This window comes from Streptomyces sp. SAJ15 (assembly GCF_007595705.1).
In the GTDB taxonomy this organism is placed as follows: Bacteria; Actinomycetota; Actinomycetes; order Streptomycetales; family Streptomycetaceae; genus Streptomyces.
Genome location: NZ_NISY01000001.1, coordinates 202495 through 218421, shown reverse-complemented (window position 1 = coordinate 218421; position 15927 = coordinate 202495). Strand labels below are relative to the sequence as shown.

The following is a 15927-nucleotide window of genomic DNA, read 5'->3' as shown; positions in this document are numbered from 1 at the left end:
CGTAGGCGCTGTCAGCGCTGGTTGAGATAGACGCGCGGCACCCGCGCGCCGATCCGGGTGACGATCTCGTACGCGATCGTACCGACGGCCTGCGCCCAGTCCTCGGCGGTCGGCTCGCCCCGGTCGCCGGGCCCGAAGAGCACCGCCTCGTCCCCCGCCTCGGCGAGGTCCCCGCCCAGGTCGACGACGAACTGGTCCATGGCCACCCGGCCCGCGACGGTGCGCCACTTGCCGGCGATCAGCACCGGGCCGGTGCCGGAGGCGTGCCGCGGGATGCCGTCCGCGTAGCCGACGGGCACCAGGGCGAGCGTGGTCTCGCCGGGGGTCGTGTAGCGGTGGCCGTAGGAGACGCCATGGCCGCCCGGCGCCCGCTTGACCAGGGCCAGCGAGGCGGTGAGCGTCATGACGGGGCGCAGCCCGAAGTCGTCGGGGGTGCCGAGCTCGGGGCTGGGCGAGATGCCGTAGGCGGCGATGCCGGCGCGCACCAGGTCGAAGTGGGTCTCGGGGAGCGTCAGGGCGGCCGCCGAGTTGGCGATGTGCCGCACCTCCGGGGTGACGCCCTGCTCCTCGGCGTACGCCACGAGCTCGCGGAAGGCCGTCAGCTGGGCCTCGATGGAGGGGTGGCCGGGCTCATCCGCACAGGCGAAGTGCGACCACAGGCCGGTCACCCGAACGGTGCCCTCCGCCTCGGCGGCGCGGGCGGCGGCGACCAACTCGGGCCAGTCGGCGGGCTGACAGCCGCTGCGGCCCAGACCGGTGTCGGCCTTCAGCTGCACCCGCGCGGTGCGGCCGCAGGCGCGCGCGGCGTCGGTGACCTCCCGCAGCGCCCACATGCCGCTGACCGAGACGTCGATGTCGGCCTCGATCGCCTCCCGCCACGGCCCGCCCGGAGTCCACAGCCAGCACATCAGCCGGTCCCGGTCGCCGGCCGCGCGGAGCGCGAGCGCCTCCTGCGGCGTGGCCGTGCCCAGCCAGCCGGCCCCCGCCTCGCGTGCCGCGCGGGCGCACGGTACGGCGCCGTGGCCGTACGCGTCGGACTTCACCACGACCATCAGCTCGGCCCCGGGCGCACGCTCCCGCAGCACGCGCACATTGGCGCGCACCGCGGCCAGATCGATCACGGCGTGGGCGCGAACGGGCCGCGCGGCGGGGCTGGACGCTGTCACTCCGGATTTCTCAGTCACCCCGCCAGTGTCTCAGGGCCCCCTGAGCGCCCCGCTCCCGGCACCGGAGCGCGACGCGGACCGGGGCACGGCCCGGGGCGCCGCGAGCGCCCACGGACGGCCCTGCGGACGCCCTGTGGACCGGCTCGTGGAGGGCTTGGGGATGGGCCTGGGACGTCCCGCGAGCCGGCGTGCGAACGGCCCGTGCGCGGCCCGGAGACCGGCCCGTGGCCGGCTCGGGGATGGCCTGTGGACGACCGCGTGTACCTGCGTGCGGCGGCCGTGGACCGGGGTCGGACGACCCATGAACCCGGCGTGGCGGCGCCCCGTGGACCGGCTCGTGTGGGGCCCTACCGACTCACGCGCGGGCCCCGGCTGGACCCGCCCGTGGCCGAACAGGCGAACGACCGTGGCCGGGCGCCGGACGGGCGTGGACGGGCGTGGACGGGCGACGAACGCCCTGTGGGCCGGCTCGCGGACGGCCGGGGAGCGGCTTGCTGGCGGCCCGGGACCGGCTTGGGGACAGCCTGTGGACGACCCCGCGAACCCCGTGCGGGGGCCCGTGCACCGGGATCATGGACGGTCTGTGGCCAACTCCGCGAACCGGCATGCGGCGGACCGGGGACCGAGGTCTCGGAGGGATGGCCCATGAACCGGCGTGGCGGCGCCCCGTGGACCGGCTCGGGTGCGGGCCGTACCGACCAACGCGCGGGCCCCCGCTGGACCACCCGTGGCCGAGCGGGCGAACGCCCCATGGCCAGGGGCGCCGGACGGGCGCCGGACGGGTGGTGGACGAGGCGTCAGCGGGCGGCGGACGTGGACGAAACCCATGCGGGGCGGGCGGCGAACGACCGCGTGTCAGCGCCGCGCACCGCCGGTTGCCGGGCCGCGAACGACCCCGTTGCCGCGCCGCGGACCACCGCGGCCCGGCGCCTCGCGCTGCCGTCGGACGGCCCCGCGCGGTCGCCCGTGGGTGGCCGTTTCACGCACCCGTTCCCTCTCTCGATGCGCCCCGCGCACGGGCGTTGGGGACACTGGGTCCATGAGGACTGGCTACAGCGTGGAGACCGTACGGGCCGCCGAGAAGGCGTTGATGGCGCGGTTGCCGGAGGGGGCGTTGATGCAGCGGGCGGCCGCCGGACTGGCCGCGGCCTGCTCGGATCTGCTGGGGAAGGTGTACGGGGCGCGGGTCGCGCTGCTGGTGGGCAGCGGGGACAACGGCGGGGACGCGCTGTACGCGGGCGCCCGGCTGGCCCGCCGGGGCGCGGGGGTCACCGCCGTGCTGCTCGCCCCCGAGCGGGCGCACACGGGCGGGCTGGCGGCGCTGCGGGCCGCCGGGGGCCGCGCGGTGGCGGCGGAGCCGGGCACGGCGGGCACGACGGCGCTCGCCCGCGCGGACCTCGTCGTGGACGGCGTCACCGGCATCGGGGGCCGGGGCGGGCTCCGCGCGGAGGCCGAGCGGCTGATCGAGGCGGTCCGCGCGCCGGTCGTCGCCGTCGACCTGCCCAGCGGCGTGGACGCCGACACCGGGGAGGTGCACGGCGCGGCCGTGCGCGCCGACGCGACCGTCACCTTCGGCACGTACAAGCCGGGGCTGTTCATCGACCCCGCGCGGGAGCACGCGGGCGCCCTGCGGCTGGTCGACATCGGGCTGGGGCCGTGGCTGCCGCCCGTGCCCGACGTCGAGGCGCTGCAGCACGCGGACGTGGCGGCGCTGCTGCCGCGGCCGGCGGCGGAGAGCGACAAGTACCGGCGCGGGGTGGTGGGCGTGATCGCCGGCTCCGCCCGCTACCCGGGCGCGGCCGTGCTGGCCGTGGCGGGCGCGCTGCGCGGCGGCGCGGGCGCCGTGCGGTACGTGGGTCCGGCCGCCGACGCCGTCATCGCCCGCTTCCCCGAGACGCTGGTGCACGCCGGCCCGCCCGGCAAGGCGGGCCGGGTGCAGGCGTGGGTGGTGGGCCCCGGGCTCGGCGACGGCGCGGAGGGCCGGCAGGCGCTGGACGAGGTCCTCGGCTCCGACGTCCCGGTGCTGGTGGACGCCGACGGGCTGCGGCTGATGCCCCGCGAACCCCGCCGGGAGGCGCCCACCCTGCTCACCCCGCACGCCGGCGAGGCGGCCGCCCTGCTCGGCACGTCCCGCGAGGAGGTCGAGGGCGCGCGGATGGCGTCCGCGCGGGCCTTGGCCGAGCGCTACGGCGCCACGGTGCTCCTCAAGGGCTCCACGACCCTGGTGACGAACGCCACGGGCCCGGTGCGGGCCAATCCCACCGGCAGCCCCTGGCTCGCCACCGCCGGCAGCGGCGACGTGCTCTCCGGGCTGACCGGCTCGTTGCTCGCCGCGGGCCTCTCCCCCCTCGACGCCGCCTCCGCCGGCGCGTACCTCCACGGCCTGGCGGCCCGCCGGGCCACCGGCCCCACCGGCGCCCCCATCACCTCCTACGAGGTCGCCAACGCCCTCCCCGACGCCTGGGCCGACGTCACCGCCTGACCGCCCCCGCCACCCGCCACCCGCCGCCGCCTCCGGAGGGACCGCCGAGGCCCGGGCGCCGGCCCACCGGTCGCACGACACAGGCCCGCCGAGACCCGGGCGCCGGTCATCCGGTCCTCCGGTCGCACAGGGGTCGCCCAGGCCCGGGCGCCGGCCCACCGGCCCCCACCGCACAAGCCCGCCGAGGCCGGGCCGGGCCGAGTCGACGGGACGCCGACGTGCGCCGGCGGGGCGGTCTGCCGGCGGTGGTCCGCCGACGCAACGCCGACGGTCCCCTCACCGGGACCGGGTCCGGGCTACCCCTCCGCGATGACCACCGCGGAGGCGACCCCGGCGTCATGGCTGAGGGAGATGTGCCAGCCGCGTACACCCAGCTCCGCCGCCTTGGCGGCGACCGTGCCACGGACCGTCAGGCGTGGCTGGCCGCTGTCCTCGGTGACCACCTCGGCATCGGTCCAGCGCAGACCGGGCGGCGCGCCGAGCGCCTTGGCCAGGGCCTCCTTGGCGGCGAAGCGGGCGGCCAGCGAGGCGATGCCGCGCCGCTCGCCGCTGGGGAGGTAGAGCTCCTGCTCCACGAAGAGACGCTCGGCCATGTGCGGCGTGCGTTCCATGGCGTCCGCGAACCGGCTGATCTCGGCGACGTCGATCCCCACCCCGATGATCACGCGCTCACCTCGACGCCGGCCGGACCCGCACCGTGCTCGACGAACCGGCTCATTCCACGGTCACCGACTTCGCCAGGTTCCGCGGCTGGTCCACCTCGTTGCCCCGCGCGGTCGCCAGTTCGCAGGCGAAGACCTGGAGCGGGACGGTGGCGACGAGCGGCTGGAGCAGGGTGGGGGTGGGCGGGATCTCGATGAGGTGGTCGGCGTACGGGGCCACCGCGGTGTCGCCCCGCTCGGCGATGACGATGGTGCGGGCGCCGCGGGCCCGGATCTCCTGGATGTTGGAGACGATCTTGTCGTGCAGCACCGAGCGACCGCGCGGGGACGGCACCACGACCACCACCGGCAGATCGTCCTCGATCAGCGCGATCGGCCCGTGCTTGAGCTCGCCGGCCGCGAAGCCCTCGGCGTGCATGTACGCCAGCTCCTTGAGCTTGAGCGCGCCCTCCAGGGCCACCGGGTAGCCCACATGGCGGCCCAGGAACAGCACGGTGTTCTTGTCCGCGAGGGTGCGGGCCAGCTCCCGTACCGGCTCCATCGTCTCCAGTACCTGCTCCACCTGGGTGCCGATGGCGGACAGCTCCCGGATCACCGAGTGGATCTCGTCGCCCCACTTGGTGCCGCGCACCTGCCCCAGGTACAGCGCCACCAGGTAGCAGGCGACCAGCTGGGTCAGAAACGCCTTGGTGGAGGCGACGGCGACCTCCGGACCGGCGTGCGTGTAGAGCACCGCGTCCGACTCGCGCGGGATCGTGGAGCCGTTGGTGTTGCAGATCGCCAGCACCTTCGCGCCCTGCTCGCGCGCGTGCCGCAGCGCCATCAGGGTGTCCATGGTCTCGCCGGACTGGGAGATCGCGATGACCAGTGTGCGCGGGTCCAGGATCGGGTCCCGGTAGCGGAACTCCGAGGCCAGCTCGGTCTCGCAGGGGATGCGGGTCCAGTGCTCGATCGCGTACTTGGCGATCATCCCGGCGTGGAAGGCGGTCCCGCAGGCCACGATCACGACCTTGTCGATCTCGCGCAGCACCGAGGCGGGGATGCGCACCTCGTCCAGCGACAGCACCCCGCTGGCGTCGATCCGCCCCAGCAGCGTGTCGGCGACCGCCTTGGGCTGCTCGGCGATCTCCTTGAGCATGAAGTAGTCGTAGCCGTCCTTCTCGGCGGCGGAGGCGTCCCAGTCGACGTGGTACGTCCGCACGTCGGCCGGCGCGCCGTCGAAGTCGGTGACGCTCACCCCGTCCCGGCGCAGCTCCACCACCTGGTCCTGGCCCAGCTCGACGGCTTCGCGGGTGTGCGCGATGAAGGCGGCCACGTCGGAGGCGAGGAACGCCTCGTCCTCGCCGACGCCCACCACCAGCGGGGAGTTGCGGCGAGCGCCGACGACCACGTCGGGCGCGTCCGCGTGCACCGCGACGAGGGTGAAGGCGCCCTCCAGCAGGCGGCACACCTGCCGCATCGCCTCGGCCAGGTCGCCGCAGGAGGAGAAGGACTCGGCCAGCAGATGGGCCACGACCTCGGTGTCGGTCTCCGAGGCCAGTTCGTGGCCACGGTCGGTCAGCTCGGCGCGCAGCGTGGCGAAGTTCTCGATGATGCCGTTGTGGACGACCGCGACCCGGCCCGAGTTGTCCAGGTGGGGATGGGCGTTGGCGTCCGTCGGCCCGCCGTGGGTGGCCCAGCGGGTGTGCCCGATGCCGGTGCTGCCGGTGGGCAGCGGACGGTCCGCCAGTTCCTTGTCCAGGTTGGCGAGCTTGCCCGCCTTCTTGGCGGCGGCCAGCCCGCCGTCGGCGAGCACGGCGACCCCGGCCGAGTCATAGCCGCGGTACTCAAGCCGCTTGAGGCCGGCGAGGACGACGTCGAGGGCGGACTGCCCTCCCACATAACCAACGATTCCGCACATGGACGCAGCGTACGACCCGTGTGCCGCGGGCGGACCACCGCCGCTGTGCCATCCGTGGGGCGCACCGGGCGGGTGTGGCACACGAGTGGGTCGCGCCGGGGGCGCTCCGCGGGGCGCACGAGGTGCATAATGCGCCGGAGCGGCCGGGGGGCCGCAGCCGACCGACGTTTCTGGGGGGATCCGTGCTCCGCTCCACCGTCAGCCGCTCAACCATCAGCCGCTCAACCATCAGCCGCTCAACCGTCAGCCGCTCCGCCGCCCGCGCCGCTGCCGCCACCCGCGCCGCCGCCGTAGCCGTCGCCCGCGCCGCCACCGGCGGCGCCACCGCCCGTCGCTCCGCGGTGAGCCGCTCCGTCGCCAAGCGCTCCGCCCGCACCGCGGCCACCGGTGTCCTGCTCGTCACCGCCGTGCTGGCCTCCGCCACCGCCTGCGGCTCCTCGGACCCGGACGACCCCAAGGGCGGCAAGGGCGAGTCCGCCGGGGACGACGGCTGGTTGGAGGTGCCGAAGACGCCGGTGAGCAGGGCCGTGGCGAAGATCGGGGAGACCAGCGCCCGGATCGAGGAGAAGGTCGAGCTCACCGACCGGGGCAAGACCTACCCGATCACCATCTCCGGCTCGTTCGACCTGGGCGGGGACAAGGGCCGGCTGTCGGTCGACTTCCCCAGCGGCGAGATCAAGCACATGGAGGAGGTCTTCGACGGCGACCGGGTCTACCTGACCCCCATCGGCAACGTGAAGAAGGGCCGCTGGGGCCAGGTCGACCGGCGGAAGGCCGAGGCGCACCACCTGCTGCGCGCCCCGGTCAACGACCCGGAACACCTGCTGCTCCAGATATCCACCATGCGGGGGGCGAAGAAGCGCGGCACGGAGACCGTCGACGGCCGCCCCGCCACCCGCTACTCGGGCACGCTCGACCGCGACACGCTCTCGCTGCGGCTGGCGGAGCGCGTCCGCACGGACATGGACGCCCTCATCGCCAAGCTGGGCGAGCTGCCCGTGACCGCGGACGCCTGGGTGGACGGCGAGGGCCGGCTGGTGCGGGCTCGGATCAGCTGCGACATGGGCGGAAACGCCGTGAAGATCACCATGGATCTGTCCGATTTCGGGCGGAAGGTCACCGCTCCGGTGCCTCCCGCCGGCTCCGTGCAGAAGATCGACGTCGCCGCCGGAATCCTCCCCGGCTGACGGGGTTCCCGCGCGGCGCGCCGGCGCCCCGGCGTCGCGGAACCTGTCGGTCCGGCCGCCGAGGCCCTCCTCCCTGGACAAAACCCCAGGTCACCGGGCGTGACCGACCCCACGCTCACCGCACGGCCGGACAGCCCCGACAATGAAGCTGTGATCACGTCTCCAGCGCGCCCCCCGCATCAGCGGCGCACCGAGTCGAGTCCCTACGTGGACCTGTCGCGCGCCGAGTGGAGCGCCCTGCGCGAGAAGACCCCGCTGCCGCTGAGCGCCGAGGAGGTCGAGCGGCTGCGCGGACTCGGCGACGTCATAGACCTCGACGAGGTGCGGGACGTCTACCTGCCGCTGTCTCGGCTGCTGAACCTCTACGTGGCCGCGACCGGCAGTCTGCGCGGCGCACTGAACACCTTCCTCGGCGACACCAAGAACGGCTTCGGGGCCCAGCCCGGCACCCCCTTCGTCATCGGGGTGGCGGGCAGCGTCGCGGTCGGCAAGTCGACCACCGCCCGCCTCCTCCAGGCGCTGCTGGCCCGCTGGCCCGAGCACCCGCGCGTGGAGCTGGTCACCACCGACGGCTTCCTCTACCCCAACGCGGAGCTGCACCGGCGCGGACTGATGTCCCGCAAGGGCTTCCCCGAGTCCTACGACCGCCGGGCCCTGACCCGTTTCGTCGCGGACGTGAAGGCGGGCAAGGAGGAGGTCTCGGCCCCGGTCTACTCCCACCTGATCTACGACATCGTGCCCGGCGAGCGGCTGACCGTGCACCGCCCCGACATCCTGATCGTCGAGGGCCTCAACGTGCTCCAGCCCGCGCTCCCGGGGCAGGACGGCCGCACCCGCGTCGGCCTCGCCGACTTCTTCGACTTCAGCGTCTACGTCGACGCCCGCACCGAGGACATCGAGCGCTGGTACCTCGGCCGCTTCCGCAAGCTGCGCGAGACCGCGTTCCAGAACCCCTTCTCGTACTTCCGCCGGTACACCCAGGTCTCCGAGGAGGAGGCGCTGGACTACGCCCGGATGATCTGGCGCACCGTCAACCGTCCCAACCTGGAGCAGAACGTGGCCCCCACCCGCGGCCGGGCCACCCTGGTGCTGCGCAAGGGCGCGGACCACAAGGTGCAGCGACTGAGCCTGCGCAAGCTCTGACCGGCCACGACACGGCTAGTCTGCGCTCATGCTGCACCTGAGAATGATCACTCCGGCCGACCGTACCGAGGACGTCATACGGATCGTGGAGCAAACGGTCGGAGCGACCCATCTCGCCGTGCTCACCGGTGCCGCGCGCAACCCTCGGGGCGACATCGTGCTCTGCGACGTGGCCCGCGAGGCGGCGGACGGGCTGCTGGAGCGGCTGCGCGAGGCGGGCATCGACAGGACGGGGTCGATCTCCGTGGAGACCATCGACCTGTCGCTGTCCAAGCGCGCCGAGAAGGCCGAGGAGGAGGCGCCCGGCGAGGGCGCCGACGCCGTGCTGTGGGAGCACCTGGCGGAGTCCACGCACGAGGAGTCCACCCTCAGCGTCACCTATGTGGCCTTCCTGACCGTGGCCACCATGCTGGCGGCCTGCGGGGTGATGCTGGACAACGCGATCCTGATCGTGGGCGCGATGGCGGTCGGCCCGGAGTTCGGCCCGCTGGCGGGCATCTCCACCGCGCTGGTGCAGCGCGCCCCCACCCTGGTGTGGCGGTCGCTCAACGCGCTGCTGGTCGGCTTCGCCGCGGCGATGCTGCTCACCGCCGGCTTCGCCTATCTGATGGACGTCTTCGGGCTCTTCGAACGCTCGATGGTCGAGGCGGCCCGCCCCAACACCGCCTTCATCTGGCAGCCGGACTGGATGTCCTTCGTGGTCGCCTTCCTCGCCGGCATCGCCGGAACGCTCTCGCTGACCTCGGCGAAGTCCGGGGCGCTGATCGGCGTGGCGATCTCGGTCACCACCGTGCCGGCGGCCGCCAACGCCGCGGTCGCCCTCAGCTACGGCGACTACGGCCAGACCTGGGGCTCCGCGGGCCAGCTGCTGGCCAACCTGGGTGGCATCGTCCTGGCCGGCACGCTCACCCTGCTCCTCCAGAAGCTGTTCTGGGCGCGCCACCACCAGCGGGTGAAGGTGTACTGACGACCGCCGGCGTGCGAAAGGCCGGCCCCCCGTCCCGGGCGGGGCCCGCCACCGAACCGGCGAGGGCGTCCTCGGGGCCGGACCCCGAGGACGCCCTCGCCGTATCCGCCGGGCTCTAGCCCAGCGCGGACTTCACCGCGTCCGCGAGCCGCCCGGCGACCGCGCGGGCCTGCTCGATGTCGGCGGCCTCGACCATGACCCGCACCAGCGGCTCGGTGCCGGAGGGACGCAGCAGCACCCGGCCGGTGGTGCCCAGCTCGCGCTCCGCCTCCGCGACCGCGGTGGAGACCTCGGCGCTGGAGCCGACCCGCGACTTGTCCACGTCCCGGACGTTGATCAGCACCTGCGGCAGCCGCTCCATGACGCTCGCCAGGTCGGCGAGGGTGCGCCCGGTGGCGGCGACGCGGGCGGCCAGCATCAGGCCGGTGAGGGTGCCGTCGCCGGTGGTGGCGTGGTCCAGCACGATGACGTGGCCGGACTGCTCGCCGCCGAGGGCGTAGCCGTGCTCCTTCATCTCCTCCAGGACGTAGCGGTCGCCGACCGCGGTCTGGACCAGCTGGACGCCCTCGCGCTCCATGGCCAGCTTGAAGCCGAGGTTGGACATGACGGTGCCGACGACGGTGTCCTTGCGCAGGCCGCCCGCCTCGCGCAGGGCGAGCGCCAGCACGGCCAGGATCTGGTCGCCGTCGACCTCCTGACCGGCCGCGTCCACGGCCAGGCAGCGGTCCGCGTCGCCGTCGTGCGCGACGCCCAGGTCGGCGCCGTGCTCGACCACGGCGGCCTTGAGCCGGTCCAGGTGGGTGGAGCCGTAACCGTCGTTGATGTTGAGCCCGTCCGGGTCGGTGCCGATGGTGATCACCTCGGCGCCGGCGCGGGCGAAGGCCTCCGGGGAGACCCGGGCGGCGGCGCCGTGCGCGCCGTCGATGACGACCTTGACGCCGTCCAGGCGGTTCGGGAGCACGCCGATGAGGTGGGCGACGTAGTTGTCGAAGCCCTCGTCGTAGCTGCGCACCCGGCCGACGCCGGCGCCGGTCGGACGGTCCCACGGCTCACCGGAGGCGTGCGCGCGGTAGGTCTCCTCGATGCGGTCCTCCAGCTCGTCGGCGAGCTTGTGGCCGCCGCGGGCGAAGAACTTGACACCGTTGTCCGGCATCGGGTTGTGGCTGGCGCTGAGCATCACGCCCAGGTCGGCGCCGAGCGCGCCGGTCAGGTACGCCACCGCCGGGGTCGGCAGCACGCCGACCCGGAGCACGTCGACGCCCGCGCTGGCGAGCCCCGCCACCACGGCGGCCTCCAGGAACTCCCCGGACGCGCGCGGATCACGGCCGACCACCGCCACCGGCCGATGGCCCTCGAACGTGCCCGCTTCGGCCAGCACATGCGCCGCCGCGACCGACAGGCCGAGCGCCAGCTCCGCCGTCAGGTCCGCGTTGGCGACGCCGCGCACACCGTCCGTACCGAAGAGTCGTCCCACTGGTGTCCTCCGAATTGCCCGGGGCGCGGCTCCGTCGCCCCCTGGAAGAGAAAGGTGTCCTGGAAAAAGCTGTCCAGTTGAAGAAAAGGTAGAGAGCCGGAGTCCAGACGCCGACGTCAGGGTGTACGCCCGACCCCTGGCTCCGATAGCCGAACGCCCCGGCAGCACGGATCGTGCCGCCGGGGCGTCGGCGTGGCGCGTGGAGCGCGCGGCGATACAGCCGGGGCGCGATTAGCGCTTGCTGTACTGCGGCGCCTTGCGGGCCTTCTTCAGACCGGCCTTCTTACGCTCGGTGGCGCGGTCGTCACGGGTCAGGAAGCCGGCCTTCTTCAGCGGGCCGCGGTTGTTGTCCACGTCCGCCTCGTTCAGCGCACGGGCGACACCCAGGCGCAGGGCACCGGCCTGACCGGAGACGCCGCCACCCGAGATGCGGGCGATGACGTCGTAGCGGTCGTCCAGCTCCAGAACCTTGAACGGCTCGTTGACTTCCTGCTGGTGCACCTTGTTCGGGAAGTAGTCCTCAAGCGAGCGACCGTTGATCTTCCACTGGCCGCTGCCCGGCACGATGCGGACGCGGGCCACGGCGTTCTTGCGGCGGCCGGTGCCGGCGGCCGGCTGCGGGTCGCCGAAGCGGGACGCGAGCGACTCGCTGGTGTACTCGGTCTCCTCGGACTCGAAGGTCGCGGTGCCCTCGAAGACCTCGGTCTCCTCGATCGGCGTCTCGGCGGTGGTCTCAGCCACGATTCTCCTCAGATTCTTTTCGTCTTAGGGGGTGGCCGGAACTACTGCGCGACCTGGGTGATCTCGAACGGGGTCGGCTGCTGAGCGCCGTGCGGGTGCTGGTCGCCCGCGTAGACCTTCAGCTTCGAGAGCATCTGACGGCCCAGGGTGTTCTTCGGGAGCATGCCCTTGACGGCCTTCTCGACCGCCTTCTCCGGGTTCTTGGCGAGCAGCTCGTCGTAGCGGACAGAACGCAGACCGCCCGGGAAACCGGAGTGGCGGTAGGCGAGCTTCTGGGTCCGCTTGTTGCCGGACAGGTGCACCTTGTCGGCGTTGATGATGATGACGAAGTCACCAGTGTCAACGTGAGGCGCGTACACCGGCTTGTGCTTGCCCCGCAGGAGGGAAGCGGCCGTGGAGGCCAGACGGCCCAGGACAACGTCCTGCGCGTCAATGACGTGCCACTGGCGCTGAACGTCGCCGGGCTTGGGGCTGTACGTACGCACGGTCGTAGCCTTCGCTTCTTCAGTGAGATGGGTACTGACAAGGCCACCCAGACGATCACGACAGCCCTGGCAACACATCGGTGACGCAAACCGTGTGCTTGCCGCTGGTCATCGGCCCGGTGGACCGGCGTAACGGCCTCTCACGTGAGAACGAGCAAGCCAATACGCATAACGAACCAGCAGAATACCGGGCCGCCGGGGACGGGTCAAAACGGGTGCCGCCGCCGCGGCCGGCTGAGGGCTCTTTCCACCGTACCGAGCCCTCCGGCGCCACGCGCCGGCGACCCGCGCCCCAAGCGGCCTCGCACGCGGGGAAGCCGGTGGTCACGACCGGTGCGACACCGCTCACCGGACGCCACCGACCCGGCCCCGAGGGGCCTGCCGGGGGTCAGCGGGCCCGAGCCACCCGGCCCTCGTCCCACACCGGCTCCGGGACCTCCCGCACCCGCCCGTCCGCGCCGAAGACGAGATAGCGGTCGAAGGAGCGGGCGAACCAGCGGTCGTGGGTGACGGCCAGCACCGTGCCCTCGTAGCGCTCCAGCCCCTCCTGGAGGGCCTCGGCGCTCTCCAGGTCGAGGTTGTCGGTCGGCTCGTCGAGCAGCAGCGCGGTGGTGCCGGCCAGCTCCAGCAGCAGGATCTGGAAGCGGGCCTGCTGCCCACCGGAGAGCTTCTCGAAGGGCTGGTCGCCCTGGCGCTCCAGCTCGTACCGGCGCAGCGCGCTCATCGCGGCGCCCCGGTCCTTGGCGTGCTCGGTCCACAGGATGTCCACCAGGGTGCGGCCGAGCAGCTCCGGGTGGGCGTGGGTCTGCGCGAAGTGACCGGGCACCACGCGGGCGCCGAGCTTCCACTCCCCGGTGTGGGCGACGTCCTCGCCGGCCAGCAGCCGGAGGAAGTGGGACTTGCCGGAGCCGTTGCCGCCCAGGACCGCGACCCGCTCCCCGTAGAAGACCTCCAGGTCGAAGGGGCGCATCAGCCCGGTCAGCTCCAGGCCCCGACAGGTGACCGCCCGCACGCCGGTGCGCCCGCCGCGCAGCCGCATCCGGATGTCCTGCTCCCGCGGCGGCTCCTGCGGCGGCCCGGCCTCCTCGAACTTGCGCAGCCGGGTCTGGGCGGCCTGGTAGCGGGAGGCCATGCCGTCGTTGTAGGCGGCCTTCTGCTTCAGGGTGAGTACCAGCTTCTTCAGCTTGGCGTGCTCCTCGTCCCACCGCCGGCGCAGCTCCTCGAAGCGGGCGAAGCGCTCCTTGCGGGCCTGGTGGTAGGTGCCGAAGCCGCCGCCGTGCACCCATACGTCGCTGCCGGCGGGGCTGGGCTCCACGCTGATGATCTTCTCGGCGGAGCGGGCGAGCAGCTCACGGTCGTGCGAGACGAAGAGCACGGTCTTGCGGGTCTCCCGGAGCCGCTCCTCCAGCCACCGCTTGCCGGGGACGTCGAGATAGTTGTCCGGCTCGTCCAGCAGCAGCACCTCGTCGGTCCCGCGCAGCAGCGACTCCAGGACCAGCCGCTTCTGCTCGCCGCCGGAGAGCGTGCGCACCTGCCGCCACTGGGCCCGCTCGTACGGGACGCCGAGCGCGGCCATGGTGCACATGTCCCAGGTCGTCTCGGCCTCGTACCCCCGGGCCTCGGCCCAGTCGGCGAGCGCCTGCGCGTACTGGAGCTGGGCGGCCTCGTCGTCGACCGTCATGATCGCGTGCTCGGCGCGGTCGACGGCGGCCGCGGCGGCCCGGATCCGCGGCTGGGCCACGGAGACGAGCAGGTCGCGCACGGTCCGCTCGTCCCGTACGGACCCGACGAACTGCGGCATCACCCCCAGCCCGCCGCTGACCGTGACCGAGCCGCCGTGCGGCTGCAGCTCCCCCGCGATGAGCCGCAGCAGGGTGGTCTTGCCTGCGCCGTTCGCCCCGACGAGCGCCACCGCCGCGCCCTCGCCCACCCGGAACGACACGTCTCCGAGCAGCACCCGGCCGTCCGGAAGGTAGTACTCCAGGTGCCCCGCCTCCACATGCCCCATAAAACGGGATTCTGACGGCGCGCCATGGTCCCCACCAACAGGTTTTAAGATGCGCGCCATGAGCTTTGGGCATGGGGGGCCGTACGGGCCTGGAGGTTCTCAGCCGCCTTCGCGACCGCCGGGGATGCCGCCGTCGCCGGGCGCACCGGCACCGGGGACATCGGCACCGGGGACACCGGACTGGGCCGCTCTCGCGGACGACACCGAGCGCCGCGACCGGCGCAGGCGCTGGCTGATGGTCGGCGGGGGCGTCCTGGCGGCGGGCGCGGTGGCGGCGATCGTCGCCACCGCGATCGTGGCCAGCGGCGACGACAAGGACACGGCGGGCTCGTCGGCGGGCCCGACCGCACCCGCCAAGGAGCTCCCCGCCGAATCCCCCACCCCCGAGCCGACCTTCTCCAACGTCGCCCCGCCGGCCCCGCTGGAGCCGCTCGACATCATCTCGGACAAGAAGCTCGACAAGGCGCCGCTCCGCGCGACCTCCCTCTTCCCCGAGAAGAAGGCCGCGTCCAACGGCCGCACCTACACCAGGGGCGCCACGACCGCCACGACGAACTGCGCCTCGGCCACCCGCGGCGGCCTGGGCCCCGCCCTGACGAACAACGGCTGCCGCCAGCTCTTCCGCGCCACCTACGAGAAGGACGGCGTGGCGGTGACGGTCGGCATCGCCGTCTTCGACACCCCGGCCGCCGCCGAGAAGGCCAAGTCCCAGGCGACCCCGGGCGTGATCTCCCTCCCCGGCGAGGGCGTCCCCGCCTTCTGCCGCGGCCCGGCCTGCCGCTCCAGCGCCAACGCCATCGGCCGCTACGCCTACTTCACCACCACGGGCTACACCAACGGCAAACCCGTCACCACCAAGGACCCCCGCCCCCTGGAAGCGGGCCGCGACCTCTCCGACTACGCGTTCCGCCGCATCCTGGCCCGCGGGGAGAGCCAGGCCCGAGCGGCGGCTTCGGCGGGGGCGTAGGGGCTGGCGGGGGCTCATGGTGGGGCTGCGGCGGCGAGCGCGTAGCCGGCGCAGCCCTGCTTTCAGATCGTGACCCACGGGCACGGCAAGTGGGACAGCCTCAACGACGAGTACGAAGAATCCGTGCTTTTGCCGTCGCTACTGCCGTCAGGCGGCGCGAGAGCCTGCTCGTGCTTGTCCGCCTCTGCCACGTCCGACTCTGCCTCCAGCGAGACGCCATCAGTACCCTCAGCACCGCCCTCGACGGCGCAACAAACGCCAAGGCCAGCCGAACTGACAGCGACGAACCATCTTCGCTTACGGCGCTCGTCCACTGACGTTGCCGTCAATTACTAGCGCCAGAAGACACTGAGACCCCGCCAACAGAGTGTTGGCGGGGTCTCAGATTCGCAACTGCGGATCGCAAGGAACCGATCTGGCTACTGGTTCAGTATCGGAGCATCAGCTTCACCAGCACCGTTCGGGCTTGAGCGTCTAGCCCTCGACGAGTTCATCCAATCTTTCCGTCGATTTCGGCGTACCCAGTTCCTGAGCGGCGACCACGAGGCGCTCATAGTAATTCGAGGAGATAGGTAGAGAATCCTCGTAGATCCATGAGCACATCGTATCGAACGCCAATTCCTCTTCGCCCACGTTCATCAAGTGGTGAACGTCAGCAATAACCTCTTCCGAAGTTAGAGGAGATTCCTCAAGGAGTTGCGAGATGAGAGATCGCAGGTACTTATATCGCTCCACGGGCCAGACT

Annotated in this window: 13 protein-coding genes; 5 read left to right on the top strand and 8 right to left on the bottom strand. The window is 73.0% G+C overall.

The features are described 5' to 3' along the window. Positions 1-11: 11 nt before the first annotated feature. Positions 12-1184, bottom strand: coding sequence for an alanine racemase (gene alr, locus CD790_RS01005; RefSeq protein WP_260867252.1), 1173 nt, complete (start codon positions 1182-1184; stop codon positions 12-14). 1021 nt (positions 1185-2205) lie between these two features. On the opposite strand from alr, the gene CD790_RS01000 reads away from it, so the two are divergent. After that, positions 2206-3648, top strand: a complete 1443-nt coding sequence (locus tag CD790_RS01000; protein ID WP_144380988.1) for an NAD(P)H-hydrate dehydratase — start codon at positions 2206-2208, stop codon at positions 3646-3648. Between the two features lie 296 nt (positions 3649-3944). Here the strand turns inward: CD790_RS01000 and CD790_RS00995 are convergent, their stop codons facing one another. Together CD790_RS00995 and glmS are read right to left on the bottom strand one after the other, a co-directional pair. Continuing rightward, entirely contained in the window at positions 3945-4313 is a 369-nt protein-coding gene (locus tag CD790_RS00995; protein ID WP_144380986.1) for a holo-ACP synthase, read from the bottom strand. A gap of 49 nt (positions 4314-4362) precedes the next feature. Then, positions 4363-6210, bottom strand: a complete 1848-nt coding sequence (glmS, locus tag CD790_RS00990) for a glutamine--fructose-6-phosphate transaminase (isomerizing) (RefSeq protein ID WP_144380984.1) — start codon at positions 6208-6210, stop codon at positions 4363-4365. Between the two features lie 182 nt (positions 6211-6392). Between glmS and CD790_RS00985 the strand changes: the two genes are divergently transcribed. The 3 genes from CD790_RS00985 to CD790_RS00975 all read left to right on the top strand — a co-directional run bounded on the left by CD790_RS00985 (position 6393) and on the right by CD790_RS00975 (position 9507). Next, positions 6393-7397 (top strand): LppX_LprAFG lipoprotein, encoded by a 1005-nt coding sequence (locus tag CD790_RS00985; protein ID WP_144380982.1) that lies wholly within the window; start codon positions 6393-6395, stop codon positions 7395-7397. Positions 7398-7547: 150 nt separating this feature from the next. Continuing rightward, positions 7548-8540: a type I pantothenate kinase gene (gene coaA, locus CD790_RS00980; protein WP_186318821.1), complete on the top strand. Its 993-nt coding sequence runs from the start codon at positions 7548-7550 to the stop codon at positions 8538-8540. A gap of 28 nt (positions 8541-8568) precedes the next feature. Further along, complete coding sequence (locus CD790_RS00975) at positions 8569-9507, top strand: DUF389 domain-containing protein (RefSeq protein ID WP_144380980.1); 939 nt, start codon at positions 8569-8571, stop codon at positions 9505-9507. 115 nt (positions 9508-9622) lie between these two features. Here the strand turns inward: CD790_RS00975 and glmM are convergent, their stop codons facing one another. From glmM to CD790_RS00955, 4 genes are all read right to left on the bottom strand, one after another. Next, complete coding sequence (gene glmM / locus CD790_RS00970) at positions 9623-10981, bottom strand: phosphoglucosamine mutase (protein WP_144380978.1); 1359 nt, start codon at positions 10979-10981, stop codon at positions 9623-9625. A gap of 231 nt (positions 10982-11212) precedes the next feature. After that, positions 11213-11722 carry a 30S ribosomal protein S9 gene (rpsI, locus tag CD790_RS00965; protein ID WP_144380977.1) on the bottom strand — a complete coding sequence of 170 codons (510 nt, stop codon included), beginning with the start codon at positions 11720-11722 and terminating at the stop codon, positions 11213-11215. Between the two features lie 41 nt (positions 11723-11763). After that, entirely contained in the window at positions 11764-12207 is a 444-nt protein-coding gene (rplM, locus tag CD790_RS00960; protein WP_144380975.1) for a 50S ribosomal protein L13, read from the bottom strand. Positions 12208-12595: 388 nt separating this feature from the next. After that, entirely contained in the window at positions 12596-14215 is a 1620-nt protein-coding gene (locus CD790_RS00955; protein ID WP_144380973.1) for an ABC-F family ATP-binding cassette domain-containing protein, read from the bottom strand. A gap of 235 nt (positions 14216-14450) precedes the next feature. On the opposite strand from CD790_RS00955, the gene CD790_RS00950 reads away from it, so the two are divergent. Further along, positions 14451-15182 carry a hypothetical protein gene (locus CD790_RS00950; RefSeq protein WP_313956444.1) on the top strand — a complete coding sequence of 244 codons (732 nt, stop codon included), beginning with the start codon at positions 14451-14453 and terminating at the stop codon, positions 15180-15182. 474 nt (positions 15183-15656) lie between these two features. On the opposite strand, the gene CD790_RS00945 is transcribed toward CD790_RS00950, so the two are convergent. Next, entirely contained in the window at positions 15657-15917 is a 261-nt protein-coding gene (locus CD790_RS00945) for a MafI family immunity protein (RefSeq protein ID WP_144380970.1), read from the bottom strand. Positions 15918-15927: the final 10 nt, after the last annotated feature.